Raw genomic sequence first — 16,280 nt, 5'->3', positions numbered from 1 at the left:
CCCGAATAGTGCGGGAATGTTCTTGGTGACACTGAACGCCGGGAGGTTGATACTCAGAATGATTGGAATGGCCAGGATCAAGACAATTCCTACCGAATAGAGATACTCTGTGGCAACCGGTGTCTCAAACTCCTTGTCGACCACACGCAGCAGTGCCAGTCCGGTGGGGAGTGTTCCTGTTGCTGAACCGTAGATGACCAACATCCTGAAGAATTGATGGTCATCATAGAGCCGTGAACAGTACCAGGGTAGAATAACCATGGTGATGAAGAGTCCTACCAGGGTAAGGATAAGGATAGGGATCCAATATCCCTGTACAGCAACCAAGCTGATCGCACCAAGTGAAGATGCAACGGTCAAGTCGACAGAGAGGCCGCTTAAGCGGTTACATGTTGCGTTGTCGATGGTGGTCTCGACCTTGAACAGCTTCATGAGCATCTTGACGCCCAGTGCGCTGAATGAGCTGAATACAAAATTGATACCCCACAGGCTGTTTGCGAGTTCAGTGCCCAAGGGGCCGATAAGACCAAGGAGCGCAGAAAGCCCGGTAAGGAAAGACCAGCTAACCAGATAAGTCACCATGATCAGTGCAATGTGGTAGGTCATGGAGTCCATCGACTCTCCATCAGTGGATAGGTAGGAACCCACAGGACGTTCATGTTGCGCTCTACTGAAAAACCCGGTTCTTACGCTTCTTTCATTGATATGTTTCGCCTGTTCTTTCCCAATCCAACCGCGTTTGAGTCCTTGGTTGATCAAGATCACGCCACCAAAACTACCAAGCAAGAATCCGATGGCTGCCATGGTAAGTCCCACTGAGGAACCTCCCCTGAATCCCATCGCTTCCCAGCCGAGTCCAATCGAGTATGCCTGCCCGGGTCCCAGCTCAAACCCAAGAGGGAGGGTAAAACCAAATGCTGGGAACAGGTCTGGTTTGAAAGTGGAAATGATCAAGGCGGTTGCTATGAGACCAAAGAAACATTGCAGGCCATACTGAGCCAAGACAGCAGTCACATTGGCCGCCAGGGTTTGCTTCGCCCTCCCTTCCGTGTGAGCTTTTGGCGTAACCCTGAGCATCATGGAAATAAAGCTGATGTTCAGCAAGTGGTAGACAATTTCCCCGAGAAAATCATTTCTTAGCCCCCATCTTGGTGCGATGAAGTTGTAGAAAACAAGGAGCATGAGACCAGAAAGGATGGGCACGGGGATCAGGAACCGTTGAAAGAAACGCACTCGGGCACGAATGAGTGCTGCGAGCAGAAGTGATACTGAGATGATTCCGATATGGAAAAAGAAGTTCCAGTTCATAAGGTTGCCTCCTCCTGGATCAGTTTGTTTCGCTGGTACGCTTCCACATATTTGAGGATACAACCTCGTTTGTGGATCCGTATCCTGTACAGGGTATGAAGATGATAGAGCTCCACCGTGTTCTTTGCGTTGATAATCATGGATTGGATATCAGTAAAAGCCATCAGGTGTTCTTTCCCGTTTCGTTCCACAAGACGCATTCCGTCTTGTTCCAGGGAGAGGGTGAAATCCTTTGAGATCCGCCTCAGATGTTTCTCGTCAGCTGTCTGGAACAGGACACCCTTATCAGGAGGGAATGTCAATGATTGTCCCTCGCTTGATGCGCTGTACTCCCTCTCCCAGGAGTGCCAGGCAGCGACATCAAGGAAGCTGGTATTTCCCTTGATTGTGTGTAGCTTGTCATGGTTGTCCAGCTCCATGGTGAGTGAACATTGCGTACAGGTTATCTGGGTACCCTTGGAATGGATGGTATTGGTTGCGTGACAATCTGGACAGAGATAAAGGATTTTTTCCACTCCTTCAGCCGCTCTCCCCGAGATATAGTCAAACTGCATCTCATCCTGCCAGGAACGGTAGCTGTAATACAGCTTCTCCTTGAGAAACTCATAGAGCTCTTTCACCGAGAGTTTGTCGATCACATCGGTATGAACTGGGGGGAGAACCCTGAGAATTGCCGTTCCCTTTCGTTTCTTTTCCGCCCATCGGGGTTTCAGCCCATATACCCCTTCCAGGTTGATGAGCACGATTGGGACCTTGAATATCTTTACCAGCTTGGCAATTGCTTCATCAAAACCAGCGGGCTCTCCATCCCATGTACGTGTCCCTTCAGGGAAGACACCGACGATGTCACCCTGTTTCAGGGATTCTGAGATTGTCCTGATGGTGAATAAGTCACTTCTGCCTTGTTGCTTTGCAATGGCCCCAATCCATTTCTCCATCATGCTCCTCATTCCCTTCATCTTGAAGAGATAGGCTCCGGCTACCCATCGAATATGAACCGGAGATGCCGAGGAGATGAAAAATGGGTCAAATGTGTGTGCATGATTTGCCATTACTAAAAAAGGAGGTTTCAGTTCTGACACATATTCCATTCCAACAACTTGGATCTTGTTACGCTTTAAAATCATGGCCCCGTACGTTGGTTGGGCCAAGCGGATAAAAAGTGGTTTTTTAGACACTTGCTTCCTCTTTGTAAGAGAATACCTCACGAGAGGTGCTCTTGTCCACCTTGAAAGTGTGAAGAAAGTACAAAGTATGATTTTCGTCAGCAAGAAAAGATAAACGATGACAATGGTTAAGAAAACGAACCTATAACGCAGTTTTTTCTTGCATTGGATGCTTAATACTGTTTAATATTGAATCACTGGTAAGAGAGGCAGATGCATGAGAAGAAAAACCGTGACATTGCAGGATATTGCTGAGAAAGTAGGGCTGTCGACGGCAAGTGTTTCCATGATCCTTGCTGGGAAGAGCCTCTCACGGTTTCCTGATGAGACAATCGATACCGTCTATAGGGTGAGCAAGGAGCTTGGGTATGTAAGCAAGCGGGCAAAGAAAGATCGACGTATTCTCCTTATTGTATGTCCCTCGGTCATAAATCCTTACTTTGCTACGCTCATTCAAGGGATGGAGCAAGAGGCTCACGTGCAAGGACTGGGGACCATGCTCTGTACCACGTACTGGGATACAGAGAAGGAAAAGCGGGTATGCGAATTTGCCAAGGAACCTACCGTTGGAGGCGTTGTTTTTGCAATGATTCCCCAGCAACCGGAATTGGTACGGGAGCTAAGTACCACCGTGCCCGTGGTAGCAGTAGGAGACAAGCAGAATGAGCTTGGACTGGATACAGTAGATGTGAATAACTACAACGCAGGAATCTTGGTTGCGCGGCATCTTCTGGAACTGGGGCATCGGAATATTGCCTATCTTTGTACCAGTCTCAACAGTGAGCACAGTGCCCGTGTAAGACGCTATGAAGGGTTGAAAGCTCAGATCAAGCAAGCAGGGGGAAATGCAAAGCTTACCCTGTTTACACGTGAGATTCCCTCCCTTACCGAATTGAATACCATTGACATTGAGCACGAAACAGGGTATGTGCTTGCCAAGCGCTGTATTGCTGAAGCTCCAGAGGTAACTGCTATGGTTGCAATAAACGACATGGTTGCATACGGCGTCATGGATGCTGTCAAGGATGGAGGCTTTTCAATTCCCGGTGATTACAGTGTCTGTGGGTTTGACAACATCTATCCATCCTCCTTCGGCGGGGTGGGTCTGACCAGTGTTGAGCATTTCATCGTCCAGGGGGGGAGGAGTGCAGTGAGACTGGTTTGTGAAAAGATGAGCAAGAAGCCGTCTCGGGTATTTGAGGGGAGTGGAGTAACCAGAATTGAGTATCACAATCGCCTGGTCGTCCGTTCGTCGACCGGTATCCCTAAATCTGAGTAATTTACTGGTTTGACAGATAACCCCGCCGGTGGTACATCTCTCCAAGGAGAGTGAGAAGATGGCAAAGAAAGGATTTGAGAGAAACTTGCAGTACGCCAAGTTTAGTGCCTATGGGTTTTTGAAGAATCTGCGGTTCTATGAACCGTTTATGATGCTGGTCTTCTTGGATAAGGGGTTGTCCTACCTGGAGATCGGAACGCTCTATGCAGTACGGGAGATCCTGATCAACATCACAGAGATTCCCTCTGGGGTGTTCGCCGACAGTCTGGGTAGGAGACTGACTATGGTTTTCTCTTTTCTTGCCTACATCTTCAGTTTCATTGTCTTTTTTGTTGCCCAGGATTTTGGTATTCTCCTTATGGCCATGGCCCTCTATGCCTTCGGTGATGCTTTTAGAACGGGTACCCACAAGGCCATGATCTTTGACTATCTGAGGATGAGAGGGTGGGAAGACCAAAAAACCCATTACTATGGCAATACCCGGGCTTGGTCACAACGAGGATCTGCCCTCTCCGCGTTGATCGCCGCTTTCCTGGTCTTTTACAATGGTTCCTATGCCCCGATATTTCTCTTTACCATTATCCCCTATGTCCTGAACTTGCTTTTGATAGTTAGCTATCCAAAGGACTTGGATGGGCCCAGACATACAAGTGATAAGCGAATAAGGGATGAGTTTGTTACAGTTATACAGTCCTTGGTGAAAACGATGAAGAGTTGGTCCATGGTACGCACCATCTCCAGCCAAGCGCTCTTCAGTGGATACTACAAGGCATTCAAGGATTATTTACAGCCGATACTGCAAACATTTGCACTCAGTCTTCCAATCCTGTTGGCGTATGAAGATCAAGAGAGAACAGCATTGATTGTAGGAATTGTATATTCAATTCTCTATGCTACCACCGCGATTGCATCAAGCAATTCCGGTAAGTTTTCAGAGCTGTTCGATCAGCTTGCATCCCCTTTGAATATCACATTAATCGTCGGTATATCCCTTGGTTTGATAAGTGGCCTGCTCTTGCACCTAACCTATGCAACACTGGCAGTGGTGTTGTACTTGGGGATCTATATCCTTGAGAATTTGCGAAAACCCATGAGTATCCACTATGTCAGCGACCAGATGGATCAAGCTTCGCTTGCCAGTGCGCTCTCGGTGGAGTCCCAAGCTGAGTCCCTTTTTGCAGCAGGTATTGCGCTCCTCTTGGGTTGGATGAGTACCTTGCTTGGCGTTGGACTTGGAATACTGGTGGTTTCTGGAATCTGTTTATTGTTGGGACTGGTTCTCAGATTGCCTACTCAGGAGAACCACCAAAGGCAATGAACCGCTCAACATCAATACAGAACGCAATTCCAGAACCTGGTTCGGTAAGAAGAGGTAGGTTCTTGATTGTTTCCAACACTTTTCCTGTCAAGCCCGATCCGACAAGTATAAGCAGCATGTCTTTCTCAGGGACCAATGGGTGACCGAAGAACTTGACGTCTTCTTCTTTCCCTGTTCCCCGCGCAGGGAGAATGGTACCGCCTGTGGCTCCTGCTTTACGGGCGGCATCCATGACGGTTTCAGCCATACCTTTGTTTACAATACAGGTAATCAGGGAGTGTGGTGTTTCCATTGGGTTCCTCCTGTTGTTCCGGATATCCATCATACAATGAAAAAGAATGATGGAAAAGTGGTTGCCTTTCGAGAAGAATTGAGAAAAATCTACACTGTGACAATATAGGTCACACCAGAGGGCTTATCCTAAGGATGCAAGGAGGCTCCCATGAAAACTTGGAGAGAGGACCAAATAGCGCTCACAAGGGAAATCATCGAGAATGTGGATATTATTGCATTCACCTTTTCCCTCATCGGGACAAACAAGGGTTGTTATCTTGACCACTTGGACGGAAGGTTTGGATATATTACCATGGAAGATGCGCTTTCCTACCGTTATCGTGTATTCAATTATGAAAGTGATGCACTGGAAGGGGAGTATAACTCGCTTGATGCATTGATAGAGGATGGATGGAAGGTAAGTACATGAAAAGAAAACGATCAGCATATATTCCCTTTGTTTCAGAAAAGTATCCACCTGAGTATGTACAGCTTGCACACAAGGCCACCTTCGCCAATGAAAGCCAGATTCTGGAAAGTGACAGCTGCACATGTTTCTATTGTGGCCATACGTTCAATCCACAGACAGAGGAGAAGCTGTATTGGATTACCGAGAGAGAACCGAAGGAGAAGACCCTGCAGTGCCCCATGTGTGGTATTGATTGTTTGATAGGGAGTGCTTCAGGGTTTCCAATCCACGACCCAGAATTCATCAAAATCTGTACAGAGTCGTGGTTTGGGGGTATCAGCAGGATCAGTGACGGGCTTTCCGTTGAGAGGCTTGCCTTGGCTGATATTCTCTTGGAAGACTAGAAACCCCTGCGACCCGGATGGGCTACAGGGGTTTCCCTTAATCATGGGCAATAGAGAATCATGCCACCTTGGATGACCTTGATTTCGAATACAGGTCGAATGCAACGGCTGCAAGCAGTACAAAACCCTTGATAGCTTGCTGCCAGTCCGTACTGATACCAATGATTGACATACCGTTGTTCAGTACTCCGATGAAGAGCCCTCCGACCACTGCACCAATTACCGTACCGACTCCACCGGAGACAGCCGATCCACCGACATAACAAGCCGCGATGGCATCCATTTCAAAGTTCTGTCCAGCTTTTGGCGTGGCAGAGTTGAGGCGTGCAGTAAATACCATTGCAGCAACCGTAGCCAGGATGGCCATGTTCGTATAGATCCAGAACATTACCCATTTTACTTTGACACCGGACAGCTCAGCGGCTTTCCTGTTTCCACCAAGCGCATAGATATGACGTCCTTGGACTGTCTTGGATGCAACAAACTGGTAACCTACAACGAGTACTCCCAACAGGATCAAGACATTGGGGAACCCTTTATAGATTGCAAAGACAACGGTAAAAGCTATCAAGACAGAAGCAATAAAGATTACTTTTGCAAGCCAGATCCCAGGAGGGAGTAGGTCAAAGGCATACTGTTTCTGCTTCTTTCGCTTCTGGATTTCACTAAGGACAATCAGCGCGACAATAAGGAATCCAATCAATAACGTGAACAGATGGAAGTGTACTTCTCCTACTGTTGCCCCACCAAATGGATCAGGGATATAACCACTTGAAATCCTTTGGAACTCCTCTGGAAAAGGTGCCTTGGTCTGTCCTTTCATGATGACCTGTCCCAAACCTCTAAAGACCAACATGCCTGCCAGGGTGGCAATGAATGGTGGGACGTTCACGAAGGCTATCCAGAACCCTTGCCACATTCCGATCAAAGCGCCACAAACCAATGCAATAATCATGGCAAGATACGGATTCCACTGAAGGTCTACCATCATGACTCCGCACAGGGCACCGATGAAAGCAACAATAGATCCAACAGAAAGGTCGATGTTACCCGTCAAGGTACACAGCAACATACCAACGGCTAGAATCAAAACATAGCTGTTCTGAAGTACCAGATTCGTCAGATTCACTGGTCTGAAAAAGATACCGTCCGTCAAGAGACCAAACGCAATCATCGCCACAGCCAAGGCGATGACCATCATATACTGCCTCACATTCTTTTTCAAAATTTCAATCAAGCCACTCATCCCATACTCCTTATCACATGTATTCAGTAAAATTGTTATCGGATCCCATGTCTCTACATCGTTGGGTGAACAACGGTGTCTTAGTTGTTGAGGATATTACGCATGATATCCTCTTGGGTTGCGGTCTTTCCAGAAAGTTCTGCAGTTATCTTTCCTTCACTCATTACATAGATCCTATCACTCATTCCAATAATCTCCGGCATTTCGCTGGAGATCAGGATACAGGCATATCCTTGTTTTGCCAGAGAATTGATGATTGTGTAGATTTCATGCTTTGCTCCCACATCAATGCCTCGGGTAGGTTCGTCAAGAATCAGTACCTTTGGGTCTGTGAACAACCATTTGGATAACACGACTTTCTGCTGATTACCTCCAGAGAGATTCCCGGTCTTCTGGAGAATTGTCGGTGTCTTTGTATTGAGTCGCTTGCAGTACTCCTCTGCGACGATATTCTCCTCATGTTCATTGATCACTGAAGCTTTTGCAATCTTCTTGAGTTTGGCAATGGTAATATTTTCCTTGATATTTTGGATCAACACCAAACCGAGCTCCTTACGGTCCTCAGGCACATAAGCAACACCGTTAGCAATTGCCTTGGGAATTGTGCTGATGTCAACTTCCTTTCCTCCAAGAAACGTTTTTCCCGTGATGTTTTCCCCATATGCCCGACCAAACACACTCATGGCGAATTCAGTACGGCCAGCACCAACCAGGCCGGCTAGGCCGACGACTTCTCCAGAGCGAACATAGATGTTCACCCCTTCGAGTTTGTTTCGTTCGGGGTTATCAGGATTCTGGACCGTCCAGTCCTTGACCTCGAATAGGATATCCCCGACTGGGTTGTCCCGTTTGGGGAACATGTCGGTGATTTCCCGTCCAACCATACCCTTGATGATTCTCTCTTCGCTAATTGATACAGGTGCATCTTTCTTGCGCTCTACATCAAGTGTCTCAATAGTCTTTCCATCCCGTAAGATGGTAATGGAATCGGCAATGGAAGCAACTTCATTCAGTTTATGGGAGATCAAGACAGAGGAAATATGGCTCTTGTCTCGCAGCTCCTTGAGAATAGTAAGTAGATGTTGGCTATCTCTCTCATTGAGTGCTGAAGTAGGTTCGTCGAGAATCAGTAGTTTTGCATGCTTTGCCAACGCTTTGGCAATCTCAACCATCTGCTGTTTGCCCACCCCAAGCTTATTGACCGGAGTGTTTGGATTTTCATTGAGCCCGATCCGCTTCATATATGTTATTGCGTCTTCTCGGGTCTTGTCCCAATTGATGATATTGAATTTAGCCCGCTCGTCTCCAATGAACATGTTTTCTGCAATGGAAAGATAGGGGCTTAATGCCAGCTCCTGGTGAATGATGACGATTCCCGCTTGTTCGCTCTGCCTGATGCTGGAGAACTTGCAGTGCTTGCCTTCGAAAAAGATGTCCCCTTCATAGGTTCCGTATGGGTACACACCAGAGAGGACTTTCATCAATGTTGATTTCCCTGCTCCATTCTCGCCAACCAAGGCATGAATTTCAGATGGTTTTACATCTAGGCTGACATCATCAAGCGCTCTCACCCCCGGGAAAGTCTTGGTGATATGCTTCATCGATAGCAGAATAGGATTGTTTGGCATACATGGCTCCCCACTAAATAGACTAGAACCCGATTCCAAATCACCCGTAGGTAGAAGGCACCGGGTTCGAGATCATGCGATACAAACCCGGCCTCACTGCTGAGGCCGGACAAATATATTTACAGTCCAAGCTCTTCGGCTGAGTGGTAGCCGGTATCGACTACTTCAGCAATGATATTGTCCTTGGTGACGATGACCGATTCCAACAGAACGGAAGGAACAATATAGGGTTTGCCGTTCTTGATGGAGCCGTTGTCGTATGTGGTGGTATTCAGATTCTGGGGTACTTCACCGCGCATGATGGTGTCAACGAGCTCTACAGTAGCCTGGCCGAGTACACGGGTATCCTTGAGGATGGTTGCATACTGCTCACCGGCGAGAATCGACTTACAGGAAGCTACAATACAGTCCTGTCCACCGACGACCGGCAATGGCTTTCCAGGGGTTCCGTATCCGACAGCCTTGCATGCTTCAAGCGTGGACAGACTGATGGGATCATAAGGAGACAGAATTCCGTCGAGCGTCTGGTTTGTATAATGGGCAGAAAGGAGATTTTCCATTCTGGACATTGCCAGCTCATTGCTCCAGCGAAGTGTTCCTACCGTGTCCATGCCTTGCTGGCCTGAACCAATCTTGAGGGTGCCATTGTCAAAATAGGGCTTAAGTTTATCCATGGCTCCGTTGTAGAAGAAATATGCATTGTTGTCGTCAGGTGACCCACCAAACAGCTCGATCAACAAGGGCTTTTTCGCAGGATTATCCAAATTCATTCCCTGGATGAGGATATCACCCATCTGCTGACCGACTGCATAGTTGTCAAATGACAGGTAGTAGTCGACATGCGGTGATTTCATGATCAAGCGGTCATAGGCAATTACGGGAATTCCTTCGTCCGCAGCTTTTGCCAGTACATCAGTCAATGCCGATCCATCGATGGAAGCAATGACGAGTACTTTTGCTCTCTTGGTGATCAGGTCTTCAATCTGACGGACCTGGGTGGGAATGTCGTCGTCTGAGAATTGAAGGTCGACCTCATAGCCGAGCTCTTCCAAACCAGCTTTGACCGCTGCTCCATCCTTATTCCAACGTTCTTCTGATCTGGTAGGCATGACTACCCCGATCATTCCTTTTGACGAAGTTTCAGCAGCCCCTCCTGCAAAAACCATGTTCATGGCAATCAGTAGAACCATTGCCGCTACGAGCATCTTTTTCATATGCAGCCTCCTAAAGGTTTTTTGCGTTTACGTTAACGCATCACACCTTATATTGTTAAATCATTTCGTGCATAAGTCAAGAAAATTATTAGATAATCTTTAATTATCAATACTAAATACTAATAATAACTATAAATAAAAAAATATTTACAGATTGTGATTTGGTTAGCTTAAAGATGAGAGGAATTCCGTCATGGTGCGTTAACGTACTGTAGGTTTGTTGGAGAGGCTTGCAAGGATAATGCAAGACAATTATCAATGGCAGATGGAAATAGGTTTGCTGGATGCCTATGTGGTCTTCGTAAGTTCGAATGTCTGATAAGGATAGTCCAATGTATACCCAAGCTTTTCAGCCAAGTGGAGTGATGGTTCAGTGTGGGCATCCCAAGAGGGAAAAAGGTCCCGTTCCATACAGGCAAGAATGAGCTTTGCACTGCAAGCCAACGCAAGGCCTTTCCTTCGATAAGGGGTTTTTGTGTCAACTTCAACTTCTATTCCATTGTGATACCTGCAGTATGAAGAGGCTCCTGCTACAACCTCGGTGTCCTTGAGTATGACGAAGCCCAGTCCCAGGTCACGAAATCGCTCATATGTGGGGAACTGTCCGACCAGGTCCCGGCACCAAGACGCTGAAAGAAGAAAGTGGTAGAGGATTTCATCTATCTCAACAAGGCGGAATGCCGGGGGTAGGGAATCGACAAGGCTACTCAAATGAGCTCTATCAAACGATGCTTCCTTTGTAAGAGCATATCGGGTGAATTCCTTAGCTCTGGATCCAAATGTCTCCCTGATAGCCTGTTCCCATAATTCGCCCTTGGGGACAAGAAAACGGGTTTCCCATCGGCCAAGATCATACTGGAAGCGTAAAAGCGCACTTGATGGTTCACCAGCGAGTAGGCAGAAGTCTCCAAGCAGAGCAAAAGCTGAGCAAGGCTCATTTCTGTCATCTACATAGATTTCTCCCATGATACCTTGCATACACGAGCGTAAAAGGGTGTCATGCCATCCTTGAAAGAGAGGAGCGGCCTTTTTCGTCTCGATAAGTCTCTGTATCATAAAGCCCCTCTGTAGTATCGAGCAGCTTCATGAGGAACACAAGAGAAAAGATGGAATTCAGAGCGCTGTAATGTTGTAGTGCCTGAGAATGGCGATGAGAAGGAAGTAGAGCACAATTGTTGCTCCACTTGCAAGCATGAAACTTCCCCAGAAAGCCATGCCGCGATGAAGCAAGAAGGGGAAAAGGGCAAAGAATGCAAGGGAAGGGAGCACCAGAAAGAATATTGACTGGGAAAGCTGTGCTATGGCGGTGTCCTGGGTTTTCTCAAAGTGCATCCAGAGGATTGCCAAGAGTGAGGTCAACGGGAGAGATGCAAGAAAGGCACCGAATAGGGAACTGCGTTTGGCTATCTCGCTGACTAGGGTGATTGTAAGAGCTGAAATCCCAATTTTAATGATGTAGTACCACATGCTGTCCTCCGCAGTATCATCAATCTTTCATTGCCATGTGATTACCCAGAAAAAAGCTCTACAGGAATCGGCAGTCAGGCACTATACTAGGAACTATCATGAAAAGAATGATGATATTTCCCACTATTGTGCTCTTTCTTCTGCTGAGTTGCAACCAGTTCCTATTCTCTGGAACCTTTCCTGAGGGAAAAGTGAAGAGTTTTGCTGATACTGAATTTACATTCCCTACGGACCTCATCAAGGATTCCACTGTCCTGATTGCCTTGAATATTGGTACCTCCAGGGAAAATGGGGAGGTACAACAAGCAGCACTCATCGCTTGGCAAGATGCGGTTGAAGGGAGTGCAACTCCAATATGATTTGCTCCATTCTACCACATCTCAGTCATAGAGGGAGCTCCCTTCTTTGTCCGTGGGGCTATACGCAGGGGGCTTGCTGAAAGTTTTGAAGGACTGACCGCCCCAGAACGGGGCGGAGTGTTGTTCCTTTCCAAGGCAGGGAAATTTGCCAAGCAGGCAGAGATTCCCATCGATGGGGAACCAACAGTGGTGGTAGTCGGTACCGATGGTACGATTACAGGCCATGTGAAAGGGAGGGTGGATTCACTTGCGCTCTCCACACTTGCTGCTATCTGGGAGAAGGCAACGTGAATCACTCCTTCTTTGCCCAAGTCTATGAAATCGTAGGCCGAATTCCCGAGGGAAAGGTAGCCTGTCTCTGGGCAGATCGCCTGTATGATTGGTAGTCCAGGTAATGCCAGAATCGTAGGGTGGGCCATGCGAAAGTGTCCATCCGGTCTACCGTGGCATCGGGTAATCCGCTCAGACGGGAGCCTTGCAAGCAAAGAATTCTCTGAGCTCCAGCGAGTCATGCTCGAGTCGGAAGGAATACCCTTTCAACCTAATGGAACGATTGCCATGAAATCCTACCAGTGGAATTCTGGTTTTCAGGATTGAGAAGCAGGAAACCACCGTTTAGTACGGTTTGCAATTCCCACCAAGGTCAACATTACGGGAACCTCCACCAAAACTCCTACTACGGTAGCAATCGTCGCTCCTGATTGCAGTCCAAAGACTGAGATAGCAACAGCTACTGCCAATTCAAAGAAGTTCGAGGCCCCAATCATTCCTGCAGGTGCCGCCACATCATGAGGCAGTTTCCATGCTTTGGCCCAAAGATAGGCTATGAAGAAGATGAGGAATGTCTGGATGATGAGCGGTATGGCTATCAGGATGATATTAAGCGGGTTGTCTATGATCGTCCGCCCCTGGAATGAGAAGATGATAATCAGGGTAAGAAGCAAGCCGGTAATGGTCACATTGCTGAATTTGGGAATGAAGGTATTTTCAAAGTATTCGAGGCCATGACTGCGTGTGATAAGCACACGACTTGCCCATCCAGCACCAAGGGGGATGACCACAAAGAGCACCACCGAGAGGAAGAGCGTCATCCAGGGGATGCTGATCCCGCTTATTCCGAGTAATAGCCCCACGATGGGTACGAATGCTGCAAGAATGATGAGATCGTTGGTTGCGACCTGTACCAAGGTGTACGCTGGATTGCCTCTGGTGAGATGGCTCCATACAAATACCATTGCCGTACAGGGCGCAGCTCCCAGCAGGACAGCCCCTGCCAGGTACTCCCTGGCAAGGCTTTCGGGAATGATGGCCTTGTATACGATAAAGAAAAAGAAGAAGGCAATGGCGTACATGCTGAAAGGCTTGATAAGCCAGTTGGTTATCCAGGTAATCATAAGGCCTTTTGGATTCTGTCCAACTTGCTTGATGCTATGGAAATCGACTTTGAGCATCATGGGGTAGATCATGAGCCAGATCAGGATTGCGACAGGGATGGATACATTTGCGTATTCAAACCGGGAGAGAAAATGAGGAATCCGGGGAAGATACACACCGATCAATACTCCGCCTGCCATGCAAAGAAGCACCCAGAGTGTTAGGTATCGTTCAAAGAAACTGATTCCTGTTATATTGTTCTTGTTGCTCACAAAGTACCTCCTGCGGCAATGATTCCTAGTAAAACTATAGGATAATATATAGAAGTATGTCAATATAACTCTCAACAAGAATATAACGAGATTGAGTAATAAATTTAACAAATATTTACTATAAATAGGATAAAAGTTTTATTAAGTTTTATTCATGTGACATGAGGGATGCTATATATATTGACATCTATCTATTTATAATTCATGATTTTTGTAGAGGTTGCAATGAATATCGATTTTGAGAACGGTTCTCTTTTGTTGAAGGCCATCGCAGACCCAACGAGGATCTGCATTGTACATATTCTCAGTTGTGGAGAGTTGTGTGTCTGTGAGATACAAAAGTATTTCAATGTAAGCCAACCGACCCTTTCCCATCATTTAACCATACTCAAGAATGTAGGACTCATCACTGCATCGAGAAAAGGCAAATGGATGTACTACGGGATCAACAGGGAGAAGGTGAAGCTTCTCACAGGATTCTTGGATACCGTGTTCCTCCCTGGTGACGAGTGCCTCTGCAAGGTGCTCAATGAAGAGGGTTCCTCCTGCTTAATGCACAGCACAGTTTACATGAAACAGCCTAAGTAACACTTTGCGTATGTGTTTATAGGTATATCCTAAATTCCGCCCTTTTTTACAGTATACAGCTTAGCGTGAGTTGACAATATTTACAGCTTTTTCGCATCCTTGAGGAGGTCGTGTCCAAAGGTCGCATATATTTCCTTTTGCTGTTTGGTCGGTGCCTTGAGCAGTTTGAAACCTTCGGGCGTGGTCTTGATCCTCACATTCGCCATTCTCTTCATCGCCTTGTCCAACGGCAAGTGGTGGCCATCAAGCAGCGGTCTCAAGTCATTCGACAGTTTGGCCCGCAGAATCTGGGCGATGAACAGCATGAAGATCTTCCCGTCAACCGCGGTATCCGAGTGTACCCGGATCCTGTTTGCATCAAGATAGATCTTCAACTGGTAGAACAGCTTCTCATCCGCGTCCTTGGTTCTGTAGTAGTAGAGGATATCTGCGGCGCTCATCTGGGCATCATTGGTGAATATGAAGAAAAACCCCGCATATCTGGTCTCCTCGTTGATGGCGGCATAGTCTCGCTTCCAGACCAGGCCTTTCTTCTCGTCCATCGAGAGGGTGAAGTACTTGGCATACCGGGCAAGCTTGGGACCCTTGGGCATCCGCTTCAGTCCCGAAAGCTCGTTTTCTAGCCTGGTCAGCTTCTCACCCAAAGTCTGCGTCTCCAGGGTGTGCATCTGCTGGTTGAATCCGACAAGCATCCGTCCCTTGACCCCATACAGCTCATAGGGGGTGAATGAGCCGAACTCGCCCTTGCAGCTCAACAGGTGCTCCATGAGTGTCAGCTCATTCTTGTCCACATGGGAAGCCAGCTCGATGGCCAGTTCCCGATATCCGGGGACTCCCACCGTAAATGACCGGGTGTGCTTCTCCAGTTGGGAAAAGCAGGTGGGGTCGCAGAATCCCCCATCCATCACGACCTTGAGGTTCTCCAAGCCCATGGACTGGGCAAGGCCCAGCATATAGGGCAGTTCCGTCTTGTCGGGCACACTGCCCTCATAGCAGACATAGGCCAAGGGCATTTTTGTGGTCTCGCTGCAGAACATGCCGAGGTTTATCTGCGGGAGCTTCTCATGGTCCCGGTTGTATCCATACTCCACCGATACGATGAGATCCGAATAACTGGACAGCGAGGTGACATCGTAGCAGACAACCTGGTCCCTTCCCATCGTTTCCGCCCAGTCCCGTTTGAAATTGTCCACTGCCGTGACAGCCGTTCCGACTGCATGGAAGAGCCTGCTTGAACTCTGGCTGGTGATGAGGGGAAGTGCATAGGGCAGGTACGTTGTCTCCATCCAGTCGTCGATGTCGTTCATGGTGGAACTTCCTGTGGCAATGCAATACATCGCGCAGACCAGCAACTTTTCCACAATATCAGCGGGGAAGTACTTCTTGAGCAGCCCCACTACGCCAAGGTCGTCCAGGATCTGGTGGCAGAGCATGGTGTACCCGAACGACAACACATCCTCCGCGAAAAGCCGGGGCTCGAGGCTGTTGAGCTCGAAGTAGTTGTCATTGGGAATCAGCTTGTCCTGCTGCTCGTCGAGCAACCCGATTGCCTTCGACTTGTGTCCGGCCTTCCCGTTCCCATTGGATCTGTAGTGGTCGGTGTATTGGTAGATGTAGGTCTTGGTCTTCTGCCTGTGCTTATAGGTGCCTTTTGGGATTTCGAATCGCTCGTTTTTGTATACAGCCATGCTGTGCCCCCTGTATACTATACTATACAGTATACAGAACAACAAAGCAATATCTTTCCTGTAAAACCATGGAAAAACCCCTGATGGAGGGGCCTTTCTACAATGAAAACAGAGAAATTACTGTCTACTGTATTTTGGGGGGGAATTTAGGGTATATACTTGAGCAAATTTCAAAATGCTAAGCAATACGTATGAATATACACAAAATTATGCATAACCATTCATATCAGGTGGCATGACTGTCAACCAAATGATTTTCTCTCCAGGATGACGGAGAGAATCACCCC

At 47.5% G+C, this 16,280-nt stretch carries 18 protein-coding genes; 7 read left to right on the top strand and 11 right to left on the bottom strand.

All coding sequences use genetic code 11. From position 1 onward, the window contains the following. Positions 1–1,308 (bottom strand): sodium:glutamate symporter (locus tag AB7S66_RS06970; RefSeq protein ID WP_428518728.1); only part of this gene is annotated, 1,308 nt, incomplete at its 3' end. Continuing rightward, on the bottom strand, positions 1,305–2,435 hold the full coding sequence (locus AB7S66_RS06965; protein ID WP_428518729.1) for a lysophospholipid acyltransferase family protein: 1,131 nt from the start codon (positions 2,433–2,435) through the stop codon (positions 1,305–1,307). The genes AB7S66_RS06970 and AB7S66_RS06965, both read right to left, overlap by 4 nt. 256 nt (positions 2,436–2,691) lie before the next feature. Between AB7S66_RS06965 and AB7S66_RS06960 the strand changes: the two genes are divergently transcribed. Both AB7S66_RS06960 and AB7S66_RS06955 read left to right on the top strand, forming a co-directional pair. Next, entirely contained in the window at positions 2,692–3,753 is a 1,062-nt protein-coding gene (locus tag AB7S66_RS06960; protein ID WP_428518727.1) for a LacI family DNA-binding transcriptional regulator, read from the top strand. 58 nt (positions 3,754–3,811) lie between these two features. Then, positions 3,812–5,071 carry an MFS transporter gene (locus AB7S66_RS06955; protein ID WP_428518726.1) on the top strand — a complete coding sequence of 420 codons (1,260 nt, stop codon included), beginning with the start codon at positions 3,812–3,814 and terminating at the stop codon, positions 5,069–5,071. Here the strand turns inward: AB7S66_RS06955 and AB7S66_RS06950 are convergent. After that, complete coding sequence (locus tag AB7S66_RS06950) at positions 5,043–5,363, bottom strand: P-II family nitrogen regulator (protein ID WP_428518725.1); 321 nt, start codon at positions 5,361–5,363, stop codon at positions 5,043–5,045. The two genes, AB7S66_RS06955 and AB7S66_RS06950, sit on opposite strands and share 29 nt — an antisense overlap. Positions 5,364–5,513: 150 nt before the next feature. Here AB7S66_RS06950 and AB7S66_RS06945 point away from each other — a divergent pair, with 150 nt between their 5' ends. Further along, positions 5,514–5,774: a hypothetical protein gene (locus tag AB7S66_RS06945; RefSeq protein WP_428518724.1), complete on the top strand. Its 261-nt coding sequence runs from the start codon at positions 5,514–5,516 to the stop codon at positions 5,772–5,774. Beyond that, on the top strand, positions 5,771–6,157 hold the full coding sequence (locus tag AB7S66_RS06940) for a hypothetical protein (RefSeq protein ID WP_428518723.1): 387 nt from the start codon (positions 5,771–5,773) through the stop codon (positions 6,155–6,157). The genes AB7S66_RS06945 and AB7S66_RS06940 overlap by 4 nt, the downstream gene beginning before the upstream one ends. A 58-nt stretch (positions 6,158–6,215) precedes the next feature. Here the strand turns inward: AB7S66_RS06940 and mmsB are convergent, their stop codons facing one another. The 5 genes from mmsB to AB7S66_RS06915 all read right to left on the bottom strand — a co-directional run bounded on the left by mmsB (position 6,216) and on the right by AB7S66_RS06915 (position 11,712). Next, positions 6,216–7,403 (bottom strand): multiple monosaccharide ABC transporter permease, encoded by a 1,188-nt coding sequence (mmsB, locus tag AB7S66_RS06935; RefSeq protein ID WP_428518722.1) that lies wholly within the window; start codon positions 7,401–7,403, stop codon positions 6,216–6,218. Between the two features lie 80 nt (positions 7,404–7,483). Further along, positions 7,484–9,031: an ATP-binding cassette domain-containing protein gene (locus tag AB7S66_RS06930; RefSeq protein ID WP_428518721.1), complete on the bottom strand. Its 1,548-nt coding sequence runs from the start codon at positions 9,029–9,031 to the stop codon at positions 7,484–7,486. A gap of 119 nt (positions 9,032–9,150) precedes the next feature. Beyond that, a complete protein-coding gene (locus AB7S66_RS06925) occupies positions 9,151–10,245 on the bottom strand; it encodes a substrate-binding domain-containing protein (protein WP_428518720.1) in 1,095 nt (364 codons plus the stop codon). A gap of 288 nt (positions 10,246–10,533) precedes the next feature. Further along, a complete protein-coding gene (locus AB7S66_RS06920) occupies positions 10,534–11,301 on the bottom strand; it encodes a GNAT family N-acetyltransferase (protein ID WP_428518719.1) in 768 nt (255 codons plus the stop codon). A 57-nt stretch (positions 11,302–11,358) separates the two neighbouring features. Next, the gene (locus AB7S66_RS06915; RefSeq protein WP_428518718.1) at positions 11,359–11,712 is read right to left on the bottom strand and encodes a DUF3147 family protein; all 354 of its coding nucleotides are present in this window, start codon (positions 11,710–11,712) and stop codon (positions 11,359–11,361) included. Positions 11,713–11,810: 98 nt separating this feature from the next. Here AB7S66_RS06915 and AB7S66_RS06910 point away from each other — a divergent pair, with 98 nt between their 5' ends. Further along, positions 11,811–12,071 (top strand): hypothetical protein, encoded by a 261-nt coding sequence (locus AB7S66_RS06910; RefSeq protein WP_428518717.1) that lies wholly within the window; start codon positions 11,811–11,813, stop codon positions 12,069–12,071. A gap of 11 nt (positions 12,072–12,082) precedes the next feature. Here the strand turns inward: AB7S66_RS06910 and AB7S66_RS06905 are convergent, their stop codons facing one another. Further along, the gene (locus tag AB7S66_RS06905) at positions 12,083–12,490 is read right to left on the bottom strand and encodes a hypothetical protein (protein WP_428518730.1); all 408 of its coding nucleotides are present in this window, start codon (positions 12,488–12,490) and stop codon (positions 12,083–12,085) included. On the opposite strand from AB7S66_RS06905, the gene AB7S66_RS06900 reads away from it, so the two are divergent. Continuing rightward, positions 12,447–12,668: an MGMT family protein gene (locus AB7S66_RS06900; RefSeq protein ID WP_428518716.1), complete on the top strand. Its 222-nt coding sequence runs from the start codon at positions 12,447–12,449 to the stop codon at positions 12,666–12,668. The two genes, AB7S66_RS06905 and AB7S66_RS06900, sit on opposite strands and share 44 nt — an antisense overlap. Here AB7S66_RS06900 and arsB read toward each other — a convergent pair. Then, positions 12,659–13,717 (bottom strand): ACR3 family arsenite efflux transporter, encoded by a 1,059-nt coding sequence (gene arsB / locus AB7S66_RS06895; protein ID WP_428518715.1) that lies wholly within the window; start codon positions 13,715–13,717, stop codon positions 12,659–12,661. The genes AB7S66_RS06900 and arsB overlap by 10 nt on opposite strands. Before the next feature lie 204 nt (positions 13,718–13,921). Between arsB and AB7S66_RS06890 the strand changes: the two genes are divergently transcribed. Next, a complete protein-coding gene (locus AB7S66_RS06890; RefSeq protein WP_428518714.1) occupies positions 13,922–14,305 on the top strand; it encodes an ArsR/SmtB family transcription factor in 384 nt (127 codons plus the stop codon). An 80-nt stretch (positions 14,306–14,385) separates the two neighbouring features. On the opposite strand, the gene AB7S66_RS06885 is transcribed toward AB7S66_RS06890, so the two are convergent. Then, positions 14,386–15,993 (bottom strand): IS1634 family transposase, encoded by a 1,608-nt coding sequence (locus tag AB7S66_RS06885; RefSeq protein ID WP_428518713.1) that lies wholly within the window; start codon positions 15,991–15,993, stop codon positions 14,386–14,388. Positions 15,994–16,280: the final 287 nt, after the last annotated feature.

This window comes from Sphaerochaeta sp., from assembly GCF_050178175.1.
Classification (GTDB): domain Bacteria; phylum Spirochaetota; class Spirochaetia; order Sphaerochaetales; family Sphaerochaetaceae; genus Sphaerochaeta.
Note: the sequence above shows the minus strand (reverse complement) of the source record. Positions and strands in the feature narration are given on the sequence as shown.

What these genes read in the sequence shown, in the direction of transcription:
- AB7S66_RS06905 (WP_428518730.1), bottom strand. Translation starts at nt 12,490, where the DNA reads ATGGCCCACCCTACGATTCTGGCATTACCTGGACTACCAATCATACAG.
- AB7S66_RS06925 (WP_428518720.1), bottom strand. Translation starts at nt 10,245, where the DNA reads ATGAAAAAGATGCTCGTAGCGGCAATGGTTCTACTGATTGCCATGAAC.
- mmsB (WP_428518722.1), bottom strand. Translation starts at nt 7,403, where the DNA reads ATGAGTGGCTTGATTGAAATTTTGAAAAAGAATGTGAGGCAGTATATG.
- AB7S66_RS06900 (WP_428518716.1), top strand. Translation starts at nt 12,447, where the DNA reads ATGATTGGTAGTCCAGGTAATGCCAGAATCGTAGGGTGGGCCATGCGA.
- AB7S66_RS06940 (WP_428518723.1), top strand. Translation starts at nt 5,771, where the DNA reads ATGAAAAGAAAACGATCAGCATATATTCCCTTTGTTTCAGAAAAGTAT.
- AB7S66_RS06950 (WP_428518725.1), bottom strand. Translation starts at nt 5,363, where the DNA reads ATGGAAACACCACACTCCCTGATTACCTGTATTGTAAACAAAGGTATG.
- AB7S66_RS06915 (WP_428518718.1), bottom strand. Translation starts at nt 11,712, where the DNA reads ATGTGGTACTACATCATTAAAATTGGGATTTCAGCTCTTACAATCACC.
- AB7S66_RS06930 (WP_428518721.1), bottom strand. Translation starts at nt 9,031, where the DNA reads ATGCCAAACAATCCTATTCTGCTATCGATGAAGCATATCACCAAGACT.
- AB7S66_RS06890 (WP_428518714.1), top strand. Translation starts at nt 13,922, where the DNA reads ATGATTTTTGTAGAGGTTGCAATGAATATCGATTTTGAGAACGGTTCT.
- AB7S66_RS06945 (WP_428518724.1), top strand. Translation starts at nt 5,514, where the DNA reads ATGAAAACTTGGAGAGAGGACCAAATAGCGCTCACAAGGGAAATCATC.
- AB7S66_RS06910 (WP_428518717.1), top strand. Translation starts at nt 11,811, where the DNA reads ATGAAAAGAATGATGATATTTCCCACTATTGTGCTCTTTCTTCTGCTG.
- AB7S66_RS06885 (WP_428518713.1), bottom strand. Translation starts at nt 15,993, where the DNA reads ATGGCTGTATACAAAAACGAGCGATTCGAAATCCCAAAAGGCACCTAT.
- AB7S66_RS06960 (WP_428518727.1), top strand. Translation starts at nt 2,692, where the DNA reads ATGAGAAGAAAAACCGTGACATTGCAGGATATTGCTGAGAAAGTAGGG.
- AB7S66_RS06920 (WP_428518719.1), bottom strand. Translation starts at nt 11,301, where the DNA reads ATGATACAGAGACTTATCGAGACGAAAAAGGCCGCTCCTCTCTTTCAA.
- AB7S66_RS06955 (WP_428518726.1), top strand. Translation starts at nt 3,812, where the DNA reads ATGGCAAAGAAAGGATTTGAGAGAAACTTGCAGTACGCCAAGTTTAGT.
- AB7S66_RS06965 (WP_428518729.1), bottom strand. Translation starts at nt 2,435, where the DNA reads ATGATTTTAAAGCGTAACAAGATCCAAGTTGTTGGAATGGAATATGTG.